20 protein-coding genes, 1 pseudogene and 1 riboswitch are annotated in these 18,779 nt (G+C 68.5%); of the genes and pseudogenes, 8 read left to right on the plus strand and 13 right to left on the minus strand.

The window, feature by feature from the left end; translation table 11 throughout:
- Positions 1-16 precede the first annotated feature (16 nt).
- The 10 genes from F8M74_RS05870 to F8M74_RS05915 form a co-directional block, all read right to left on the minus strand.
- Positions 17-1,234, minus strand: a complete 1,218-nt coding sequence (locus tag F8M74_RS05870; RefSeq protein ID WP_141252709.1) for a beta-ketoacyl synthase — start codon at positions 1,232-1,234, stop codon at positions 17-19.
- A 38-nt stretch (positions 1,235-1,272) separates the two neighbouring features.
- Positions 1,273-2,508, minus strand: coding sequence for a beta-ketoacyl synthase (locus F8M74_RS05875; RefSeq protein ID WP_141252708.1), 1,236 nt, complete (start codon positions 2,506-2,508; stop codon positions 1,273-1,275).
- 62 nt (positions 2,509-2,570) lie between these two features.
- Positions 2,571-3,344, minus strand: coding sequence for an SDR family NAD(P)-dependent oxidoreductase (locus F8M74_RS05880; protein ID WP_228559479.1), 774 nt, complete (start codon positions 3,342-3,344; stop codon positions 2,571-2,573).
- Complete coding sequence (locus F8M74_RS05885) at positions 3,341-4,090, minus strand: SDR family oxidoreductase (protein ID WP_141252706.1); 750 nt, start codon at positions 4,088-4,090, stop codon at positions 3,341-3,343. The genes F8M74_RS05880 and F8M74_RS05885 overlap by 4 nt, the downstream gene beginning before the upstream one ends.
- A complete protein-coding gene (locus tag F8M74_RS05890; RefSeq protein ID WP_141252705.1) occupies positions 4,077-4,526 on the minus strand; it encodes a 3-hydroxyacyl-ACP dehydratase FabZ family protein in 450 nt (149 codons plus the stop codon). The genes F8M74_RS05885 and F8M74_RS05890 overlap by 14 nt, the downstream gene beginning before the upstream one ends.
- The gene (locus F8M74_RS05895) at positions 4,519-5,541 is read right to left on the minus strand and encodes a beta-ketoacyl synthase N-terminal-like domain-containing protein (protein WP_141252704.1); all 1,023 of its coding nucleotides are present in this window, start codon (positions 5,539-5,541) and stop codon (positions 4,519-4,521) included. Before F8M74_RS05895 ends, F8M74_RS05890 begins: the two co-directional genes overlap by 8 nt.
- Positions 5,538-6,749, minus strand: coding sequence for a beta-ketoacyl synthase (locus F8M74_RS05900; protein ID WP_141252703.1), 1,212 nt, complete (start codon positions 6,747-6,749; stop codon positions 5,538-5,540). Before F8M74_RS05900 ends, F8M74_RS05895 begins: the two co-directional genes overlap by 4 nt.
- The gene (locus F8M74_RS05905) at positions 6,746-7,516 is read right to left on the minus strand and encodes an MBL fold metallo-hydrolase (RefSeq protein ID WP_141252702.1); all 771 of its coding nucleotides are present in this window, start codon (positions 7,514-7,516) and stop codon (positions 6,746-6,748) included. Before F8M74_RS05905 ends, F8M74_RS05900 begins: the two co-directional genes overlap by 4 nt.
- Before the next feature lie 20 nt (positions 7,517-7,536).
- Positions 7,537-8,019, minus strand: a complete 483-nt coding sequence (gene fabZ, locus F8M74_RS05910; RefSeq protein WP_141252701.1) for a 3-hydroxyacyl-ACP dehydratase FabZ — start codon at positions 8,017-8,019, stop codon at positions 7,537-7,539.
- Positions 8,012-8,323 (minus strand): acyl carrier protein, encoded by a 312-nt coding sequence (locus tag F8M74_RS05915; RefSeq protein WP_011556324.1) that lies wholly within the window; start codon positions 8,321-8,323, stop codon positions 8,012-8,014. The genes fabZ and F8M74_RS05915 overlap by 8 nt, the downstream gene beginning before the upstream one ends.
- A gap of 210 nt (positions 8,324-8,533) precedes the next feature.
- Here F8M74_RS05915 and F8M74_RS37455 point away from each other — a divergent pair, with 210 nt between their 5' ends.
- From F8M74_RS37455 to F8M74_RS37720, 6 genes and pseudogenes are all read left to right on the plus strand, one after another.
- Positions 8,534-8,824, plus strand: a complete 291-nt coding sequence (locus F8M74_RS37455) for a hypothetical protein (protein WP_194856992.1) — start codon at positions 8,534-8,536, stop codon at positions 8,822-8,824.
- Positions 8,825-9,013: 189 nt separating this feature from the next.
- Positions 9,014-9,979 carry an IS630 family transposase gene (locus F8M74_RS05925; protein WP_141252700.1) on the plus strand — a complete coding sequence of 322 codons (966 nt, stop codon included), beginning with the start codon at positions 9,014-9,016 and terminating at the stop codon, positions 9,977-9,979.
- A 140-nt stretch (positions 9,980-10,119) separates the two neighbouring features.
- Positions 10,120-10,254 (plus strand): hypothetical protein, encoded by a 135-nt coding sequence (locus tag F8M74_RS38425; protein WP_255470587.1) that lies wholly within the window; start codon positions 10,120-10,122, stop codon positions 10,252-10,254.
- Between the two features lie 320 nt (positions 10,255-10,574).
- Complete coding sequence (locus F8M74_RS05930; RefSeq protein WP_162294982.1) at positions 10,575-11,087, plus strand: PEGA domain-containing protein; 513 nt, start codon at positions 10,575-10,577, stop codon at positions 11,085-11,087.
- A 144-nt stretch (positions 11,088-11,231) separates the two neighbouring features.
- A pseudogene (locus F8M74_RS38430) lies at positions 11,232-11,357 on the plus strand (MerR family DNA-binding transcriptional regulator); the annotation flags it as partial.
- Positions 11,358-11,397: 40 nt separating this feature from the next.
- Positions 11,398-11,592, plus strand: a complete 195-nt coding sequence (locus F8M74_RS37720; RefSeq protein WP_228559493.1) for a hypothetical protein — start codon at positions 11,398-11,400, stop codon at positions 11,590-11,592.
- Between the two features lie 13 nt (positions 11,593-11,605).
- Here F8M74_RS37720 and F8M74_RS05945 read toward each other — a convergent pair whose 3' ends face one another.
- Positions 11,606-12,061, minus strand: a complete 456-nt coding sequence (locus tag F8M74_RS05945) for an acyl-CoA thioesterase (protein WP_141252697.1) — start codon at positions 12,059-12,061, stop codon at positions 11,606-11,608.
- Positions 12,062-12,460: 399 nt separating this feature from the next.
- A riboswitch (cobalamin riboswitch) is annotated at positions 12,461-12,672 on the minus strand.
- A gap of 101 nt (positions 12,673-12,773) precedes the next feature.
- On the opposite strand from F8M74_RS05945, the gene F8M74_RS05950 reads away from it, so the two are divergent.
- Complete coding sequence (locus F8M74_RS05950; protein ID WP_141252696.1) at positions 12,774-14,009, plus strand: DUF1501 domain-containing protein; 1,236 nt, start codon at positions 12,774-12,776, stop codon at positions 14,007-14,009.
- 138 nt (positions 14,010-14,147) lie between these two features.
- Here the strand turns inward: F8M74_RS05950 and F8M74_RS05955 are convergent, their stop codons facing one another.
- Both F8M74_RS05955 and F8M74_RS05960 read right to left on the minus strand, forming a co-directional pair.
- On the minus strand, positions 14,148-14,390 hold the full coding sequence (locus F8M74_RS05955; RefSeq protein WP_141252695.1) for a mersacidin/lichenicidin family type 2 lantibiotic: 243 nt from the start codon (positions 14,388-14,390) through the stop codon (positions 14,148-14,150).
- Between the two features lie 84 nt (positions 14,391-14,474).
- A complete protein-coding gene (locus F8M74_RS05960; protein WP_228559482.1) occupies positions 14,475-17,672 on the minus strand; it encodes a type 2 lanthipeptide synthetase LanM family protein in 3,198 nt (1,065 codons plus the stop codon).
- A gap of 208 nt (positions 17,673-17,880) precedes the next feature.
- On the opposite strand from F8M74_RS05960, the gene F8M74_RS05965 reads away from it, so the two are divergent.
- Positions 17,881-18,690, plus strand: coding sequence for an alpha/beta hydrolase (locus F8M74_RS05965; RefSeq protein WP_141252693.1), 810 nt, complete (start codon positions 17,881-17,883; stop codon positions 18,688-18,690).
- The last annotated feature ends 89 nt before the right edge of the window (positions 18,691-18,779 follow it).

The raw sequence follows: 18,779 nt of genomic DNA on the forward strand, positions 1-18,779 counted from the left end.
TCTGTGTTCCTCGATGCTAGAGCGCCCGGACCAACGCCGCGCCGGCGTTGCCCCCGAACGAGTAGGAGTGCGCCAGGGCCGTCCGGACGGGCCGGTGTGGCCGCGGCTGGCGCACCAGATTGAGCTCGAACTCCGGCTGCTCGGTGCCGGCCTGGACAGGCAATCCGCCTCCCCGAACCGCACTGACACAGGCGAGCAGGTTGAACATGTCGCTGGCGGACTCCGCCTCGCCGATGAGCCCCTTCACGCTGCTGAGGGGAACGGCGCTCGCCGCGGCGCCCATCACCGTCTTCATCGCGGCCACTTCCGCCCTGTCCAACGACTGCGTGGAGTTGCTGGCCGCGGCGATGTAGTCCACGGCCTCGGGCGAGGCTTCCGCGTCGCGAAGCGCCTGACTCATCGCGGAGGCCAGTCCCCGGCCCTCCGGATGATGGATGCCGAAGGCGTGCCCGTCGTGCGCCACGCCCAGGCCCGCGATTTCCGCCAGCGGGGTGGCGCCTCTCGCCCGCGCGGAGGCGAGCGTCTCCAGCACCACCACCGCCGCCCCCTCTCCCATGATGTAGCCATTTCGCCGGGTGTCGAAGGGACGGCTCACGTTGGCATCACTTAGCACGCCAATGTCATCCATGTCGAAGTGCGTGGCCGTGGTGAACAGGTCGAACGTCCCCGCGATGAGGGCGTCCGCTCGTCCACTGCGCAGCGCCTGCGCCGCCAGCGCGAGCACCTGGAAACCGCAGGCATTCCCCGCGCTGATGGCGTAGTTGGTGCCGCGCCAGCCCCAGCGGATGCTCAGCGCGCTGGCCACCGCGTTCGTCACCGTCTCCTGGAACAGCAGCGGTTGGACGAAGCGCGGCTCGCTGGTGATGATGCGGTGCCAGATGTCCTGGCTGACCTCCGCCATGGCCCGGTAGGTGCCCAGGAAGACGCCCACCCGCTCCGGGTTCCAGGTGGAGGGCTCATGCCCCGCCATCTGGAGCGCCTCCTCCGTGGCGAGCATCGTGTACTGCGTCCCTCGAGGCGCCCGCCGCAGGTTGTTGGAGCCCGTCAGCGCGGACAGGCTCCCTCGAGGAACGCGCGCCCCGTGTTTGCAACCGCACCCCGACACATCGAAGTCGTCGATGGGGCGGATGGCGCTGCGTCCCTCGGCGAGCGCGTCCAGCAAGGGCGGGACGCCCGCCCCGTAGGGGGACACCGCGCCCATGCCGGTGATGACCACTCGCATCTCGTCTGTCATTCGCGTACCGCCAGCCATGCGTTTCCCCTTGTGTTCCATCAGCCCTCCCAGCGGCGGAAGACCATCGCGGCGTTGTTGCCGCCAAAGCCAAACGCGTTGGAGAGCACCGCTTCGAGCTTCGTGGGCCGGCTGTGATGGGGCACGTAGTCCAGGTCGCACTCGGGGTCTGGCGTGTCCAGGTGCAGCGTGGGCGGCAGGAATCCATCGTTCAGCGCCACCACCGCGGCGGCCGCCTCCATGGCGCCGCTGGACCCGAGGCTGTGGCCGACCATCGCCTTGATGGAGCTGACGGGGACTCGGGTCTGCTCGCCAAAGACATGCTTGATGGCGCGTGTCTCGATGACGTCATTGGCCGGCGTGCCCGTGCCGTGCGCCTTGATGTAGCCAATCTGCTCGGGCTTCATGCCCGCGCTCGCCAGCGCCGCCTGCATGGCCCGCGCGGGGCCGCGTCCCGTCTCGTCGGGCCGGGTCATGTGGTAGGCGTCCGTGGAGCCTCCGTAGCCCGCGAGCTCCGCCAGGATGTTCGCTCCGCGGCGCTTCGCGTGGGTCTCGCTCTCCAGTACCCACAGCGAGGCGGACTCGCCCAGCAGCGTCCCATCGCGGTCCTTGCTGAAGGGCCGCAGCTTGTCGCTCGCCAGGGAGCGCAGGACGCCGAAGCCGGCCTGGGGCATCTCACTGAGCGGATCGACTCCGCCCGCGAGCATCACCTCGGACCGCCCGGAGCGAATCACATCCATCGCCACGCCCAGGGCATGCAGGCCCGCGCTGCACGCGGTGGACATGACCAGGCTGAGTCCCCCCAACTGGTACTGGCTGGCGACGTGGTCACTCATGGCGCAGATGAAGCTGTCGAGCACCAGGGCTCGCCAGGGCTCCTTCGGGCCCGCGCGCCCACGCCGGTAGGGATGGTGCAGCGCGGCGTAGCCTTCCTTCCTCGCGGGCATTCCTCCCAGGTTGGTTCCGAGCACCACGCCAATGCGCGAGCGGTCCTCGACGTCCAGGTCCAGCCCGGACGCCGCCAGCCCCTGCGCCGCCGCCACGCGAATCATCTGGGCGCCGCGACTGAGGTAGGGCAGCTCCTCGGGGCTGAAGTGCGCGGAGAAGTCGATATTCTTCAGCTCGCCAGCGGACTGACAGCGGTGCTTGCTGGCGTCGAAATGGGTGACGGGCGCGATGCCATCTCTCCCCGAGCGAAGCCCTTCGGAGAACTCCTCCAGGTTGTTGCCAATGGGCGTGAGAACGCCAATGCCGGTAACGACGACTTTGTTGCTCATCCTGTTCCTCTCAGCCCGTGTTGCGCGATTCCTTGAAAAGACAGACGTCCGCGGGCGGCGCGCTACAGCACCAGCCCGCCATTCACGCGCAGCACGTCGCCGACCACGTAGGCGCTCTCCGGAGACGCCAGGAAGAGCGTGGCGTTGGCGACGTCCTCCACGGTTCCCAGCCGGCGGATGGGGGTGGCCTGGATGAATCCCTCGCGCACTCCGGGACGGTTCATCAGCCCCGCGACCATCTCCGTCTCCACGAAGCCAGGCGCCACGCAGTTCACCCGGATGCCATTTGGCCCCAGCTCTCCCGCCAGCGCCTGCGTCAGCCCAATCAAGGCCCCTTTGGTGGCGGCGTAGGGCACCTGTCCCGCGCGTCCCCGGATTCCGGCGGAGGAGGACATGTTGATGATGGCGCCACGGCCTTGCTGCACCATGGTCGGGATGACCGCCTGACAGCAGGCGAGCGCGCCGTAGAGATTGACGTCCACCGTCTCCCGCCACGCCGCGGCCTGGAGCATCATCAAGTGCCCATCCCGGCTGATGCCGGCGTTGTTCACCAGCACATCGATGCGGCCGAAGTTGGAGAGCGCCGCTTCTCGGAGCTGTCCTGGTACGTCGGGGCTGGCGACCGAGCCGGGGACCAGTACGCAGCGCCGGCCCTGCGCCTCGACTTCGGCGGCGGCCTGACGCGCGGCCTCCGCGTTGCTCCCGTAGTTGAGGACGATGTCCGCGCCCTCCGCGGCGAAGGCGAGGGCAATGGCCTTGCCAATGCCACGCGAGCCGCCCGTGATGATGACCGTCTGCTGCCGGAACCGCTGACGTGTTGCCTGGGACTCACTCACCACAGACCTCCGGTGGCAGACAGGCGCTGACCCGTCGTGAGGTTCGCCGCGCTCGAACCGAGGAAGAGCACGGCCTCGGCGACCTCCTCTGCGCTCCCGAGCCGCCCCAGGGGACCCAGCTCGCCATCGAGCCGCTCGCGCTGCGCTGGGGTGAGGTGTGCTGTCTCCTCCTCGAGGAGTTGGACCGCCAGCGTGTTCACGGAGATGCCTTGCCGGGCCACCTCGTTCGCCAGCGCGCGTGTCATCGCGGTGATGCCTTCGGCGGCCACGCGGCTCGCGCCTCCGGAAGCGGCATCCAGCAGGTTGACGATGCGCCCCGAGCGCTTGCGCATCATCGGGCGGATGACCTCCTTGCAGAACCACGCTGTCCCACTCAACTGGCGGTCGAGCACGGCCTTCCACCGCTCGGCGGACAGGTCGCTGAGCCGACCGGCCGCGCGGCTCAGTGACGCGTTGATGAGCAGGTCGATGCGGCCCAATTCCGTGGCGACGCGGCGGACCACCGTGCTCACCGCCTGGGCGTCAGAAGACTCGCAGGCCAGGGCCAGTTCCGCGCTCAACTCCCTGGCGAGTGCCGTTGCCTCCGCCTCGTGCTCCGGCTGGAAGACCAGGGCCAGACGCGCCCCCGCCTTCCCATGGCGCCGTGCAATGGCATTGGCGATGGGCTGTCCTGCTCCGGTGACCAGCACCACCTGCTGGTGGAGCAAACCGTCCAGGAACGGAGTGTTTGTTTCAGGGTGACTCATGTGACTTCGAACCTCTCTGGGAAAGCACCATGACGCCGCTGGCAGCCGGGACAGCGTCGGCCCAGGCCTTGACCTCGACGCGCACCGTGGTCCGCCACCGCTTGAGAATGTTGGCTTCCATCCGCAGGACGCTGCCGGCCGTGATGGGTGTGTGAAATGTCATTGCCTCGATGCCGCCGAGGTACCAGACAGACGGTGTGACTTCGTCGGGCTCACGCAGGAGCATGATGGCGACCTGTCCCAGGGCATCCACCAGCAGGCAGGAGGGCAGGGCGGGGGGCGCGTCTCCGAAACGCTCGAACATCATCTCGTTGCCGGAGACCTGCTTGAACGCCCTGCCAAAGCCGGGTGAGAGCGCTTCCACCGCGTCGACCAGCAGCATGGGGAACCGGTGCGGTGTCCCGCCGTAGATGCGGGCCATGGGGTGCTCAGTCATGAGCACCCCCGCGCAGCACCACGGCCAGGGTGCTGCCCTCACCCCCCAGGGCGGTGACCAGCGCGCATCCCTTGTCGAGGGCCCGCGTGGCCAGCACGACGGCCAGCATGCCCGCCGTGCTGAACGTCTCTCCAAGCACGTCCTTGGGACAGCTCACGGGCACCTTCGCCGCGTGCGCCCCAAGGGCTTCGTGCAGCCCACGCTGCGCCCATCCGTCGAAGTCTCCTCGGCCGCTCGCACAGGAGAAGACGGCGCCCAGTTGCTCGGGCTCGATTCGGGCCATGTGCATCGCGTCCCGCACCGCGCGGGCCAGCGTGTGCGCCTGGTTCGTGAGCGAGCCTCCCCGGTGCCCGGTGCCCAGGACTTCCGCGTGGCGGTGTGCGCCGCGCGTCAGGGCCCGCGTGTGCTCCTCCAGGACCAGGGCGCACGCCGCTTCACTCACCCGCATTCCCTCAGGCAGGGCGATGCCAGCCAGGAGCATGGGGCTCAGGGTGTCCGCGCCCACCACCACCATCCGCTCCGCCTGGCCCTCCTCGATTTGCTGGCAGCCGAAGCGAAGCGCCTCCAGTCCCGCGGAGTGGCCCGAGCACAGGGTCGCGGTGGGACCGCGAAGGTCGTGCACCATGGAGATGTAGCCCGTCGCCGCGTTGGTGACGGTGTTCTGGAACACCACCGGGTTTCCGTAGCGGCCGCCCCGCTCCAGGATGCCTTCCAGGTACTCCGCGTTCGTGGGCAGGCAGCCGTAGCCGGAGCCGAACGCGATGCCTGTCTGGAGGGGATTGCCGGGCCCGGCATCCTCGATGGCCAGCGTGGTCGCGGCGAGCGCGATGCGCCCGAGCCGGTCCATGTGCCGCAGTTGGGCGGACTGCTTCGCGAACGCCGCGTCGGGAATGCGCTCCGCCAAGGAGGACGGTGGGCCCGCATCGCCTTGGGAGAAGCGCTCCCAGAGGGCGGTAGGTCCCGTGGCCCGGGGGCACACCGCGCCGAGCCCGCTGATGACGATGCGCCGGCTCATCGTGCCGCCCTCCCTGTCTCCGGAAAGCGCCGGGCAACGAGGGCGACGTTCGCCCCGCCGAACGCGGACTTGGTGCTCATCAGCGTGTCGATGCGTTGGGCGCGGCCCTCGCCACGCACCACGTCGACGTCGCACTTCGGGTCCAGTTCCTCGCAGTTGAGGGTCGGCGGGAGGAAGTCACGAGCCATGCCCAGCACGGAGCCGATGAGCTCCAGCGCGCCGGAGGCCCCCAGCGTGTGGCCGAAGTAGGGCTTGAGGGAGTTGACCGGCACCGACGCGGCTCGCGCACCGAAGACACCTCGCAGGGCCTGGCACTCCGCGGGGTCATTGGCCGGCGTCCCGGTTCCGTGGAGGTTGACGAAGTCGATCTGCTCCGTCGTCAGTCCCGCCTGTCGCAAGGCGAGCGTCATCGCCTGTTGGAGCCCCCGGCCCTCGGGGTGTGGGCTGGTGGGGTGATGGGCATCACCCGCCGTTCCCCAGCCGCACAGCTCCGCATGGATTCGAGCGCCCCGCTGGCGCGCGTGGTTCAGCTCCTCGAGCACGAGGATGCCCGCGCCCTCGCCGAGTACCATCCCATTGCGCCGATGGTCGAAGGGGCGGCACACCGTGGGCGTCATGGCGCGCAGGACGGAGAAGCCACTGAAGCTGAGCAGGGTCAGTGCATCCGCTCCTCCCGCCAGCATCACGGAGGCCCGTCCCTGACGGATTTCGTCCAGTGCTCGGCCTATTGCGAGGCTGCTGGACACGCAGGCCATGGTGACGGTGGACAGGATGCCGCCCAGGCCAAACTGGTCCGCGACGTTCCGCGCGATGGAGGAGAAGGGAACCTCCCCGAAGTGTCTCCGGCGAGCGTCCTCATCACCTCCGGAGCGAATGACCTGTTCGAGGGACAAGGCGGGCCCACGGCTCGTGCCCAGCATGACCCCCGCCACCTCCCGCCAGTTCCCCTGGGCTTCGAGCCCACTGTCGCGAAGGGCCTGCTCCGCGGCGTGAAGGGCCAGCTTTGACACGCGGTCCAAACCGTTGTCGGGCGTCTCGCCCGGCAGGTCCACCACGCCCGCGGAGTACGTCCGGCCTTCGATGTCGAACGGGGCGGCCCGCCGGATGCCGCTGTGGCGGTTCGACAGGGCCTGGGCGAGCTCGTCGGCGGACAGTGCATTGGCGGCCGTCACGCCAAGGCCCGTGATGACGACGCGATGGGGGCTCATGAGAGCTTCTCCAGTGGCTCGGACGGCGCCGTGTCCACCAGACAGTCGTGGCCCGGAATGATGTGGCGGTATTCGCGGAGGAGCTTGCGGCGGGTGTGAGTGTACAGCTCGGTGTCCTGCGCGAGCTGGAGCTCCCGCTCGGCGTTCTCCACCAAGGTCTTCCGTGTGAAGAGCGCATCCCCCGCGATGAGGATTTTTCGCGGCGTGCCCTCATCGTCCGTGCGGGCGCGGTGCGCGACGACGGAGATATGCCCATGGGTATGGCCCGGCGTGGGCAGCACCTCGACCTCCTCCGTCAGCCAATGGCTGCCGTCGACAGGGACGAAGCGCGAGTCACGTTCGAGCACGCGGTTGTAGAACCCGATGTTCCGAGTCACCTCGCGCACGATGGACCGGACATAGAACTCCTTCACCGTCTGGTAATGCTCGCGCAGCAGCTCCGAGGTCGCGGCTTTCCCTGGGGTGTGGTCCTGGTGATACGCCTCGATGAAGTGCGCGTTTTCGACGAAGTCCTTGGCGCCCACGACGTATTGCGCGTTGCGGAACAGCAAGTGATTGCCGCAGTGGTCGTAGTGGAGGTGGGTGGCGACAACCACGTCCACGTCATCTGGTGTCAGGCCGCGTTCCTTGAGTGCTAGCACCAGGCGTCCCGCGTCGTCGCACAGACCGCTGTCCACCAGGATGTTTCGCTGTTGGGATTGTACGAGGGTGACAGTGGAGCGCAGCCGTGGAAAGCCGCTCCCCTGGAGCAGCACATTCAAGAACATGGTGATGTGGTTCCTTGGGGCTAGGCGCCCAGCATCAGTTCGCCGTCGGCGACCAGCTCTCCACCCACCCGTGCTTCGACCTTCACGTGATGGATGGTGCCAAGGCTCTTGAGGTGCGTGGCTCGGACGCGGAGCTGATCGCCCGGAACGACAGGGCGGCGGAAGCGCATCCGGTGGATGTTGGCCATCACGCCCGGCCGCGCTGGCTTTTGTGTCGCCGGCTCCACGGGCGCGAGGTCCGGGCGGCTCCTCGTGCGGAGCATGACGCCCGCCACCTGGGCCATGGATTCGACGATCAGCACGCCGGGCATGATGGGGTGCTCGGGAAAGTGCCCCTGGAAGAAGGGCTCGTTCGCCGTGACGCACTTGATTCCCTCGGCGAACACGCCGGGTTCCAAGCTGTCAATCCGGTCGACCATGAGCATCGGATAGCGATGCGGCAGGAGTTGGAGGAGCTCCTGGATGCCGAGCCCGGCGGGCGTTGCTGCCTGCTGGCTAGGCACAGGCGGCCTTCTTCCCGCCTTCCGCGATGAGCCGGTTGACCAGCGCCGCGAGCGTGTCGATGGAGTGGAACTCCTTGGCGACGCTGTCATCCGCGATGACGACGCCCCACTTCTCTTCGATGCCGACCACGATCTCCAACGCCTCGACGCTGTCGAGTCCCAGGCCTCCCGCCTCACCTTCCTGCGAGTCACCGCCGAACAGCGGTGCCCCGTCCGGAATGCTCGCGGGGTCGATGTCCAGCCGCAGGCGATCGACGATCATGGCCTTGAGGCCGCTCTTCACTTCCGTGTTGTCGAGGTGCATCTGCTCTCCTGATGTTGAGAAACCAACGTATCGGAGTCCTCTGACATCGCCGGATAAGTTGGGTGTCTGGGCAACGTGCCTGGTACGTGATGCCGTTCAACATTGGCCTCATCCACTCAGTCGCCCCGTCGCTTCACGTCGGCTCGTTCGCTGGCGCTGCTGTTCATGCTCTCCGCTTGTGGTGGGGACGCCCCGGTTTGGGACCTCTCCATGCGCGCGCGTCACGGCGAGGCATGGATGGGGCTCATCGCGGACCCCGGCTCGCATTTCGTCACGGGAGACGGGGCGGGCAGCGCGGGGCTCCGGCAGATGACCGTGTGTGGATTCCAGGGCGTGACGGACACCGACGCGGACGGAACCCACCAGTCCTGCATGGAAGTGCGGCTCGACCCTACGGCCCTGGGCACGGGCCCCTCCGTGCTGACCATCGCGGGCACCGCTACCCCCCTGGCGTACGGTTCCTCTAAACCACCGCTCGTGATTCTCGATCGCGGTTGGTGAGCGGGCGGGCGCGCGGGGCGACAGGAAGAGGCAAGGGCACATCCCGTTCGGCTCTGTGTGCGCAGAAGACCAGGAATCAGAAAGGCCCCGCCCAGGGACAAAGGTAGTCCCCGTCTTTCGCGGCTGCAGCGCCGCTCTCTCATCCGCTGGGGTGAAAGGAGCGGCTGCCCGCTCACCCTGCGGCGGTGCATGGCGGTGGTGGGAGTATCGCGCGGCGAATCGTGCAGGCAGGTAGCGCGTGCTCTGGCGTGCGCCACCTCCACGGTTGTCTCCGCGGTCAATCGCTACCGGACGGGGCGGCGTAAAGCCCTGTTGGACCGCAGGGCGGCCAATGGCGAGGCGAAGGTGGATGAGCGCTTCCTCGCCATTCTCTCGCGCGTGCTGGCGGGTACTCCCGAAGAGGTGGGCTGGTGCCGCCCGACGTGGACACGGGAGTTGCTCGCGCTGGAGATGGAGCGCCGGGGCCTGGCGCGGGTGTCGGTTGCCACCATGGGCCGTGCGCTTGCCACCCTCGGTGCGAGCCTGAAGGCGGCCAAACCCGTGGTGGGCTGCCCTTGGCCGGGCTGGAAGCGGCGCCGGCGCATCTTCGAGTTGCGGTGCCTGGAAGCATGTGCCCGGTCCGACGAGCCGGTCCTCTATGTGGACGAGGTGGACATCCATCTCAATCCGAAGGTGGGACGCGACTGGTGCCTGCCCGGCCAGCGCCGGGTGGTGCTCACGCCAGGCAACAACAAGAAGCGATACCTGGCCGGCGCCCTGGACTCGAAGACGGGCCGCCTCACCTGGGTGGAAGGCAAGTCGAAGGCCAGCTCACTCTTCATCCAACTGCTTTGGCGCATCGCCGGTGAGTACTCTGGCGCCCCACGAATCCACCTCATCCTGGACAACGCCTCCATCCACAGCAGCCAGCAGACGAGAAAGGCGCTCGAGCAACTCGGCGGCCGGATTGTCCTCCACTTCCTGCCGCCTTACTGCCCGGACGCCAATCGCATTGAGCGCGTCTGGCTGGACCTCCACGCCAACGTCACTCGCAACCATCGCTGCCGCACTCTCCAGAAGCTCATGCGGCGCGTCCATGCCTACATGCACGCTCGCAACGCCCAGCGGCGTGCCAGTCCTATCCTCCGCAAGGTTCATCTGCGGCGCGCCGCCTGAGCGCGTGCGAGATTCATGATCGGGCGTTTAGGACCGCTGAGTTCACCGCGCAGGAGGGAAACGCTCCGGCAATCGCTTCGGCGTGGTCATGGACGGTCTGTGACGCGCTGCCGCGCTACATCGAGCAGACGCCTCAGCAGATGCGTGGGGAGCTGGTGCTCGACGACCCTCCGAAGCTGAAGGGGCGTCTCTCGCTCCGGGCGGACGTCCCGAGCCAGGGGCCCTGCCAGGGAAACGCCATCGAGACTGAGCTGGTGTTCGACCTCGGCGGCTGACGGCGCCAGGGTCCGCCTCCGCGCAGGTCGTCCAGTTCGCCAATTCCAAGCGGGCGCACTGACACGTCGCCACGCTTGGGGCTGGGAACCGCCCCTGGGTGCTTATTAACCCCGTTTCCCTGCACGTCAAAATGGAACGGAAAAGACGCTTTGAATGTCTGGTGCGAATTCCAGTCCGTGCCTTGCCCACGCGTGAAAAAGGTTGCTCGCGCTTTTGTCGGGAGTCCCTCCGCTTTATTGACGGAACGGATGCCGCCGAATTCATGGTGCGCGTGGGCGGCACGCAGATGATGAGCGATTGCTCAGGGAGGATTCAGGGGATGAATCGGATGCTCACGGCGGCCTTGATTGGCGTGGTTTCACTCCAGTGGGGCTGCGCCACGGTGCTCGCTTCGAAGACCACGCAATTGCCCATCAGCTCCGCACCGGACCAGGCGGAGGTTTACATCGACGGCGTGAAGCGCGGCACCACGCCCCTGACGCTGGAACTCGATCCGCGGCGCTCGTACACCATCGTCTTCAAGAAGGAGGGGCTCGAGGACAAGGTCTTCGATGTCCGGAACAAGGTCGGCGCGGGCTGGGTGGTCCTGGACATCCTCTTCGGGCTCGTCCCCGTCATCGTTGACGCGGGCACGGGGGCCTGGAACCAGCTCGATGCGGACGCGGTGCGGGTGTCGTGGCTGCCGCCGGAGGAAGCTCCCACCCCCACCGCCGTCAATTGCAACCTCTCCGGGACGGAGGAGTGGAAGCGCGCGTCGGCGGTGGAGAAGAAGAAGATGCTCGACGAGTGCCGGAGCCGGTCGGAGGCTCAGTCGGGCGGCCCCGCGCTCTGATACGAAGCACCCCTCGAGCGCGCTCGCATACCTGGCGAGCGCGTGAACTCCCCAATGTGAGCGACCCATTGGAGAGGTTCCTGGACACGGACCTTGACCTTGACACTGATGTCAGGCGCTAGCGTCCGTTTTCAGGAGAGCGGGATGAACATCGGTGAACTTGCCCTGCGCACGGGTTGCAGTGCGCGCTCCATCCGTCACTACGAGAAGGCGGGCCTCCTCGCGTCGCGTCGGCGCGCGAATGGGTACCGGGACTTCGACGCGGAGTCGGTGAGCCGGGTGACGCAACGCCTGGGGAGCGCCAGCGGCTATGGCGCGCTGTGGCCGCGTTCCTCGCAGCTACATCCGCTGCGCCCAGGCCCGCCCGCTCCAGGACCTGATGATTCGCGAGGCCAACGCCTTCACGCCCGGCAACGCCTTCACCGTTGAATCCCTGGACGCGTCGCATTCCCCCTTCGCGTCGCAGCCGGAGAAGCTCGCCATGCTCCTGGACGGGCTGCGCTGAGGAGGGCCCCGCGTCACGGGCCGGGCACGGTGTGCTCCAGCTCCGTCTGCGCCGGAGGCTGCAACGGCGGCACGCTCGTGGGCTTGCCGTGGGCGTCGAGCGCGACGAGCACGAAGCGGCCCCGTGTCCCGAGCTGCCGGTCCCCGGTGAGGAGGTCCTCCGCGTAGAGGTCCACCTCCACCGTCATGGACGTGCGGCCGGTGGCGACGATGCGGGTCTCCAGCTCCACGAGCTGGCCCTGACGCACGGGGACGTGGAAGTCGACCCGCTCGCTGCTGGCGGTGACGACGGTGCGCCGTGCGTAGCGCGAGGCCCCGATGAAGGCGGCCTTGTCCATGAGGGCCAGGGCCTGACCGCCGAAGAGGGTGCCGTAGTGGTTCGTCTGCTCCGGGAAGACCATCTCGATGAGGCTGACCTCGGTGATGCGTCCCGCTTCGATGCGCTGCTTGGGGGTGGGCTCGGGTGTCATGCAGGGTCCTGGGGTTCAGAGAGAAGGATGGACGCCCTGGCCGTGTGTCACCACGGGGAAGTCGCGCGCGAGGTTGCGCAGCAGCACATTCCCTTGCGGGTAGTGCACGCCCTGCCTGCCTTCGTCCCGCATCGTCCGTCCTCCACGCAGCGCGGACGACCGAGGTCGCCCGACAGGGCTCCCGCGTGGAAGAAGGGTTGTCACGATGCGCGCGTGCCAGCGCACACCAGGCCCTGGAGGAGCCCACGGACCGACCTTCGCCCCAACGGGCGACTGGACACACGAGCGGGGTTGGGTCGGAAAAGCCGAGGCGCACGCGAAGACTGGCTGGAGGCTCCAGCGCTGCTCGGACCTTCCGGCCGTCCCACGCGGCTCCAGGTCGAAACCGTCCGTGGATTTCTCCCACGAGCGGATGCAGGCAGGTCTTCGGGCTCGTGAGCACTCCGGCTGGAGCCGGGCTCCTACTGCTCGTCGCTTCCCAGCTCCCAGGGGGAACCAGTGCGTGTGACGAGGTTCGTTCTCACTTACCGCTGCGGGGCAGCCCCGGATTCACACCGGGTTCCCTTTTAAGCCCGGGCCAAGGCCCAGGCACCAACATGGGGCGGTATGTACTGTCGGCGTTCTTGGACTGTCAAGGCGCGCGGACGCGCCGCGAGGGAAGGGCGCTGGCGGTGTTGAGCGAGTTAACCTCTCGTTCGGAGCTCCAGACGCCATGACCGCACCGCTGACTCGCCGCCATCTGCTGCGCGCCCTGGGAGTGACGGGCGCGGGGCTTGTGGGTGCTCCGAGGTTCCTGGGACGGGCGCTTGCCGCCAGTCCAGCGTCAGCCGCTCGCCGCACGCTGGTGACAGTCTTCCTCCGTGGAGGCGTTGACGGGCTCTCGCTGGTGCCGCCCATCGAGGATGCGGCGTACCACCGGGCGCGCCCTTCGCTGGCACTGCGGGCAAGCGGGCCGGATGCCGCGCTGAAGCTGTCAGGGCCGTTCGGTTTGCATCCGAGGCTCGATGCGCTGATGCCGTTGTGGCACGACGGCCGGCTGGCGGTGCTGCATGGCGTGGGGCTGCCGCAGCCGGTCCGCTCCCACTTCGACGCGCAGGACTTCGTGGAGTCTGGAACGCCAGGGCGCAAGTCGACGCCGGATGGCTGGCTCAACCGCGCGCTGGAGGAAGAGGAGGGCGCCGCGCTGCGCGCCGTGGCGCTGCAACCCACGCTGCCCCGAGCGTTGTTCGGAGACGCGGGGGCGGTGGCCATGGGGCGGCTGGAGGAGTTCCGGTTGCGAGACGGACGCCGGGGGGAGGAAGCCACCCGGGGCTTCAGTGCGCTCTACGCGGGCGCCGTGGACGAGGCGCTGCGGACGACAGGGCAGGGCGCATTCGAGGCGATGTCCCTGCTGGACGGGGACCGGCTGGCGAAGCTGCCTTCGCGCGCGGCGGTGGCGTATCCGAAGGGGCCGCTCGGGCAGCGGCTGCGGGACATCGCGCGGCTCATCCACGGCGAAGTGGGGCTGGAGGTGGCGGCGACGGAGTCAGGCGGCTGGGACACGCATGCCGCCCAGGGTGCCGCGACGGGCGCGTTCGCCAACCGCTGCCAGGAGTTGGGGAGCGCGCTGTCTGCCTTCGCCGCGGACCTGGGACCTCGGCTGGAGCAGGTGACGGTGGTGGTGTTGACGGAGTTCGGCCGTACCGTGCGGGAGAACGGCAGTCGCGGAACGGACCACGGTGTGGGCAGCGCGATGCTGGTGCTGGGCGGCGGCGTGAAGGGCGGCACGGTGTACGGGCGCTTCGATTCGCTGGAGCCGGACCACTTGCAGGACGGGCGGGATGTGCCTGCATGGACGGACGTACGCGCGCCGTTGGCGGAAGTCCTGCGTGCCTGTCGGCCCGGCGTGGAGTTGGCGAGGGTATTCCCTGGCTTCACGCCGCCTCCGTCACTGGGCCTGTTCGGATAGGCGCTGGTCGGTGCGTCAGGGGAACTCCGTTTGGGACAGACAGGGGAGCGGCCTTCCTCCGCCGCTCCCCTGAGCAGACCACGTCCGTACTCACGTCGAGCCGCCACGGCCCTTCCGCGTCAGCTCACGTCCTGCCGCTCAGCGGCAGCAGGCAATGCGCCCGCAGTTCGTATAGAGACAGGTGAGCTCGTTGGGCGTGGGGGTGGCGGGGCAGGTGGCCTCGGCATCGCCGCCGGTGATGAACGCCAGCGTCGCATCCTCCAGCTCCATGACGGACGCGGGGCTGGCCGGAAGCGCGGCGCGCTCCGCGTCGGAGAGGCTGTCGTAGTAGTCGGCGTCACGCCAGGCGCGGAGGATGTGGTTCTTGTCGTTGTGGCTCATGGTGCTGCTCCTCTTGGGTTGTTGGGGACTGCCAACGGACCGCCAACCCTCGCGGTGCCGGAGTTCGTCGGGAACGAAGCCGCTTCACGAGACGGGAGGGGCCACGGAGAGCACGTCCGTCACCCGCTCCGGCGCCGCGAGCCGCAGCAGGCCGTGGGCGATGCCCGCGAGCCCCACCATCAGCCCTGGCGTCTCGATGCTGTCGGGCAGGCCATGCAGATAGCCGTGCGACTCGATGCCCTGGAGGATGCCGCCCGCGAGCTGATAGGTGCGCCGCAGCAGCGTGTCATCGTGCAGTGCGCGCGCGGCCTCCAGCAGGAAGAGCACGTTGCCCAGGTCGCCATGACACAGGCCATGGTTGTAGCCGAGGCCTCCCGCGAGCGTGGCGCGGACCGCCGCGGCGATTTCCTCACGCACTCGGTGGTCATCGAGTAGCGGCAGTCCGGAGATGCGCGCCAACCCGATGCCGGGTGCGCCATTGCACCAGCCACACATGAAGGCGGGTCCATCACCGCCGTGCACCCCGGCGTCGGCGCGGAGGTCGGGCCAGTCGCCGGCCTCGGGCGAGAACCGGCCACGCTCATACGCCAGCGCCTCCAGCGCCGTGGTGTGGAAGCGGGACTCTCCCGTGGCGGAGGCCAGCCGCAGCAGCGCCAGCGCGATGCCCGCTCCTCCATGTGCCAGACCGCAAAGCGCCTGTCCGCCGGTCGCGGGTGAAAGCCAGCCCATGCCATGGGATTGGGGCGTGGCCGTCTGGAGCAGCTTCTCCCCACAGACGCGCGCGAGTCGTGACGCTCGCTCGGACGGATGCTGCCCCACGAGCGTCAGCAGGCCGAGCAGGGCGCCCGCGCAGCCGCTGCCCAGGTCCAGGTGTTCGTCCTGCTCCACGCGGGAAGCCATGGCGTCCACGAAGGACTCGGCGGTCTCGAACAGCGCGCGTTCCCCCCACAGTGCCCCCAGGTGGGTCAGGGCGTAGAGAATGCCGCCCCAGCCATTGAGGAGGCCCACGCCACGGACCTGCGTCGGCGCGGCCTCCAGGCGCCAGGTCAGGTGGCGCAATGCGCCTCGGGCCGCCTGCGTGAAGCGTGCTTCGCCCGTCAGGGCACCGAGCTGCGCCAGCACCAGCGCGATGCCTGAGAGCCCCTGGTAGAAGTCCACCCCTACCTGGACGAGCCGCCACTCCTCCGTGTCGGACATCTCGAGTGACAGCCAGTGGGAATGTCCCGCGCCGGAGAACGACAGGGCCACCAATCGCTCTCCCACGCGTCGTGCAGCCGCCAGCAGCACGTCTGGATGCGCGGGCTCGGGTGGATCGTGGAACGGATAGCGGGGGCGGTCGCCAGGGCTTGCCGCCAACCGGACCCGGTCGAGCGCGCTTCGCAGCAAGCCGAGCTGCCGCTCGTGGTCATCCGGCGACAGCCCCGCCAAGCGCCGTCGCGCCCGCTCAAGGCCGGAGTCGTCGAAGAAGTCGGGCAGGTGGCGGCCCGCGCCTGACCACAGGTCCTTCGAGCCGGGCAGGGCGGTGAAGCGGGGGATGTCGCCGCGCTGCAATTCCTCCTGCTCGAAAGGGATGAGGGCCGCCAGGTACGGGCGCTCCTTCACGGCGAGCCAGAGGTGGTCGAAGAAGCGCTGCCGGTCCAGCGCATCCCCCATCGCATGGGGATGCATGCTCTCGTGCAGCAGGGCGTCGTAGCTGGCCGTGCCGCGAAAGAGCACTCGCACGGGCGCGTGCTCGAAAGCCGCAAGCGGCCCTTCAGGGGCGAGCAGCGCATCCCGGTGCTCAGCGAGCAGTCGGTACAGGGTGGAGAACCCCTGCGCGAGCGCGTCCGCTTGCACCGCCACGGAGTCGTCCTGTCCTTCCATGCGAGGACGGTTCGCCGCGCCTGGAATCTCCATCCGCATTCGCTCGAAGCGGAGCTGGTCCGTGCCGTGCGCCGTCGCCACCAGGTAGCCCAGTGGTGTGAGCTGTCCCTCGCCAGCGCCCAGGGCGCTGAAATCCACCTCCGTGCCGTCTTTCGCGCGCCAGGCGGGTTGGGGTAGCAGCCCGCTCTTGAGCACCGTTCCGTTCAGCACCGCACCGGGTTGCTTCTCCACGTCTCGGATGGAGGCGGCGAGCGTGTGTGGATGGAAGAGCGTCTCCAGGTCCACCAGGACGGGGTGCTCGCCCACCGCGATGAGGTTCTCGTAATGGATGTCGGTGACGTCCAGCGCGTAGAGCAGTGCGACGAGGGCGCCTTGCCGCAGATGGAAGCGCCGCACTTCCTCGGCCGATTGGCAGGGCGCGGCCTCCACGTACTCCATCCACCCGTAGCCGTCCGAGGAGAGGACCTCCACCGTGCGCAGCGGAGGCGTGAGGCCGCGCGCGTTCAGCCAGGAGAGGAGTTGCTGGAAGGCGGCTTCCGTCGTGAGCGGGCGCGGCTTGTACACGAGCCTCAGTCCCGAGGCGAAGCGGAGCAGGAAGACGGTGCGTCCACCTCGGTGCGGGTCTGACAGACCGCCTTGGGCCTCCACCAGCGGGCCGGGAGAAACGCCGCCGTGGAAGCGGTGCCACAGCGCGGCGGCGTCCCGGGCCAGCCGCTGCATCAGTTCCACGCCCGTGGCTTCCCACGCGGTGACGTACTCCACGGCTTGCCGCGCGAGCACCGGGTAGCGGGCAAGGGTGTCGAGCGCCACGTCGCGTCGCCGGAGGTGTTGGGCGAAGTCCTGGAAGCGCGCTTCGGACGTGTCTCCCTGGAGCCGCCCTTCGAGCTGAGCGATGCGCAGCTCCACAGCGAGTGTCCGTCCCAGCAAGGGCATCAACATCCGCGGGAGCGGCGCGAGCAACATGCGAGCCGTGTGCTCTGGCTCGAACGGCGCTTCGGGCATGTCACGCAGGCATGTGTCCAGGGCGGAGACGAGCCGTGCGTGTGCTTTGTGGACAAGTGGCTCGACCAGTCCGAGCAGGGCCGCTCCCGGTGGCGTGGGCTCCGGCCAGGAGAAGGGCGGCGATACCTCTGACGTGTAGGCCTGCTCGATGACACGTTGCCACGGCGGAGGCGCTCCCATGCGTGCATGCAGCGCCTCCGTCGGTTCTCCCAGGAGGGTGTGCAGTTCCGCTTCTGTCAGCCCCGAGGCACGCAGGCGCTCAGCCCAGAGTGAGTCCCGCGTGAGCGGTTCTTGTTTGCGCCAACGCTCCAGCCTGCGCCGCGCGCGTGCCTCATCCACCGCGCCCAGAGTGCCGCGCATCCGGAGCGATGGCAGCCGTTCTTCCAAGGCATGGCCCAGCACCCAATGAGACGTCACGCCTTCTCCAATCCAGGCAGCGGCCTGGGGTGTCCGAGTCGTCCTGCGGCGTGTCTGTGAGAGGGCTTCCAATCGCTATCGTTGCATTGCCGCAGGTTCGGATGCCAGGGGGCCTGGCTGGACGGGGTGGGAATGACAGGCTCTGCCCACCACGGAGGTGACGCCACTCGCCGTCGCACTGCGTTGCGAACTGCGGCACACTGGGCCGATGCTTCGGCTGCGCCGCATGCTCATCCTCATCCTGGCCACCTTCGGATCGCTCTACCTCGTGTTGTGTGTGGCGGTGTTCTCGCTGCAGCGCTCCTTGCTCTACCCGGCTCCCAAGGGCACGCCGCCGCTGGCGGAAGGTGACGGCTTCAGCCGCCTCCCGTTGGAGGGAGGCTTGTACGTGGACCTGTTCCACCTGCCGGCGCCTCCGGGCGCGCCCACGGTGGTGCACTTCCACGGCAACGGGGAGGAGGTGCTGACGCAGATTGGCCTGGGCAACTTGATGCAAGCGCGGGGGCTGGGCTTCCTCACCGTCGAGTACCCGGGCTATGGCGCATCACCGGGGCGTCCCACGGAGGAAGGCATCTACGCCGCAGCGGAAGCGGCGCTCGCCTGGCTGCGCGCGAAGGGTGTGAGCGCCGAGCAGACGGTGCTCAGTGGCCGCAGTCTGGGGACGGGCGTGGCGGTGGAGATGGCGCGGCGCGGGCACGGTTCGCGGGTCATGCTCGTGAGTCCGTACACGTCCATCCCGGACATCGGGGCCACGGCCTTTCCCTTCCTGCCCGTCCGCCTGTTGGCCCGGGACCGGTATGACACCGCGTCCAAGGCCGCCGCCGTGAAGCTCCCCGTGCTCATCATCCACGGCGAGGAGGACACCCTCATCCCCGTGGACATGGGGCGCCGGCTGGGCACGCTCTTCCCCCAGGCCGTCGTGGAGACAGTGGCCGGGGCGGGGCACAACGATGTCCTCGAAGACCCCGGAAAGGTCTACAGACATCGGATGGCGTCATTCGCGCTGGGAGAACCCTGAGCGGCGGAGCCGGGTGGATTTGACGCTGACGGGGACCGGGCGCACGGCCCCATGAGCGCTTGGACAGGACCGCGCTCTGGCTTGCTCGA

The organism is Myxococcus sp. CA023 (assembly GCF_010998615.1).
Classification (GTDB): domain Bacteria; phylum Myxococcota; class Myxococcia; order Myxococcales; family Myxococcaceae; genus Myxococcus.

Bases quoted from the DNA above. Each gene is read 5' to 3' on its own strand.
- F8M74_RS05870 (WP_141252709.1), bottom strand. From the start codon at position 1,234: ATGACAGACGAGATGCGAGTGGTCATCACCGGCATGGGCGCGGTGTCC.
- F8M74_RS05875 (WP_141252708.1), bottom strand. From the start codon at position 2,508: ATGAGCAACAAAGTCGTCGTTACCGGCATTGGCGTTCTCACGCCCATT.
- F8M74_RS05885 (WP_141252706.1), bottom strand. From the start codon at position 4,090: ATGAGTCACCCTGAAACAAACACTCCGTTCCTGGACGGTTTGCTCCAC.
- F8M74_RS05890 (WP_141252705.1), bottom strand. From the start codon at position 4,526: ATGACTGAGCACCCCATGGCCCGCATCTACGGCGGGACACCGCACCGG.
- F8M74_RS05895 (WP_141252704.1), bottom strand. From the start codon at position 5,541: ATGAGCCGGCGCATCGTCATCAGCGGGCTCGGCGCGGTGTGCCCCCGG.
- F8M74_RS05900 (WP_141252703.1), bottom strand. From the start codon at position 6,749: ATGAGCCCCCATCGCGTCGTCATCACGGGCCTTGGCGTGACGGCCGCC.
- F8M74_RS05905 (WP_141252702.1), bottom strand. From the start codon at position 7,516: ATGTTCTTGAATGTGCTGCTCCAGGGGAGCGGCTTTCCACGGCTGCGC.
- F8M74_RS05915 (WP_011556324.1), bottom strand. From the start codon at position 8,323: ATGCACCTCGACAACACGGAAGTGAAGAGCGGCCTCAAGGCCATGATC.
- F8M74_RS37455 (WP_194856992.1), top strand. From the start codon at position 8,534: ATGCGCGCGCGTCACGGCGAGGCATGGATGGGGCTCATCGCGGACCCC.
- F8M74_RS05925 (WP_141252700.1), top strand. From the start codon at position 9,014: ATGGCGGTGGTGGGAGTATCGCGCGGCGAATCGTGCAGGCAGGTAGCG.
- F8M74_RS38425 (WP_255470587.1), top strand. From the start codon at position 10,120: ATGCGTGGGGAGCTGGTGCTCGACGACCCTCCGAAGCTGAAGGGGCGT.
- F8M74_RS05930 (WP_162294982.1), top strand. From the start codon at position 10,575: ATGAATCGGATGCTCACGGCGGCCTTGATTGGCGTGGTTTCACTCCAG.
- F8M74_RS37720 (WP_228559493.1), top strand. From the start codon at position 11,398: ATGGCGCGCTGTGGCCGCGTTCCTCGCAGCTACATCCGCTGCGCCCAG.
- F8M74_RS05945 (WP_141252697.1), bottom strand. From the start codon at position 12,061: ATGACACCCGAGCCCACCCCCAAGCAGCGCATCGAAGCGGGACGCATC.
- F8M74_RS05950 (WP_141252696.1), top strand. From the start codon at position 12,774: ATGACCGCACCGCTGACTCGCCGCCATCTGCTGCGCGCCCTGGGAGTG.
- F8M74_RS05955 (WP_141252695.1), bottom strand. From the start codon at position 14,390: ATGAGCCACAACGACAAGAACCACATCCTCCGCGCCTGGCGTGACGCC.
- F8M74_RS05965 (WP_141252693.1), top strand. From the start codon at position 17,881: ATGCTTCGGCTGCGCCGCATGCTCATCCTCATCCTGGCCACCTTCGGA.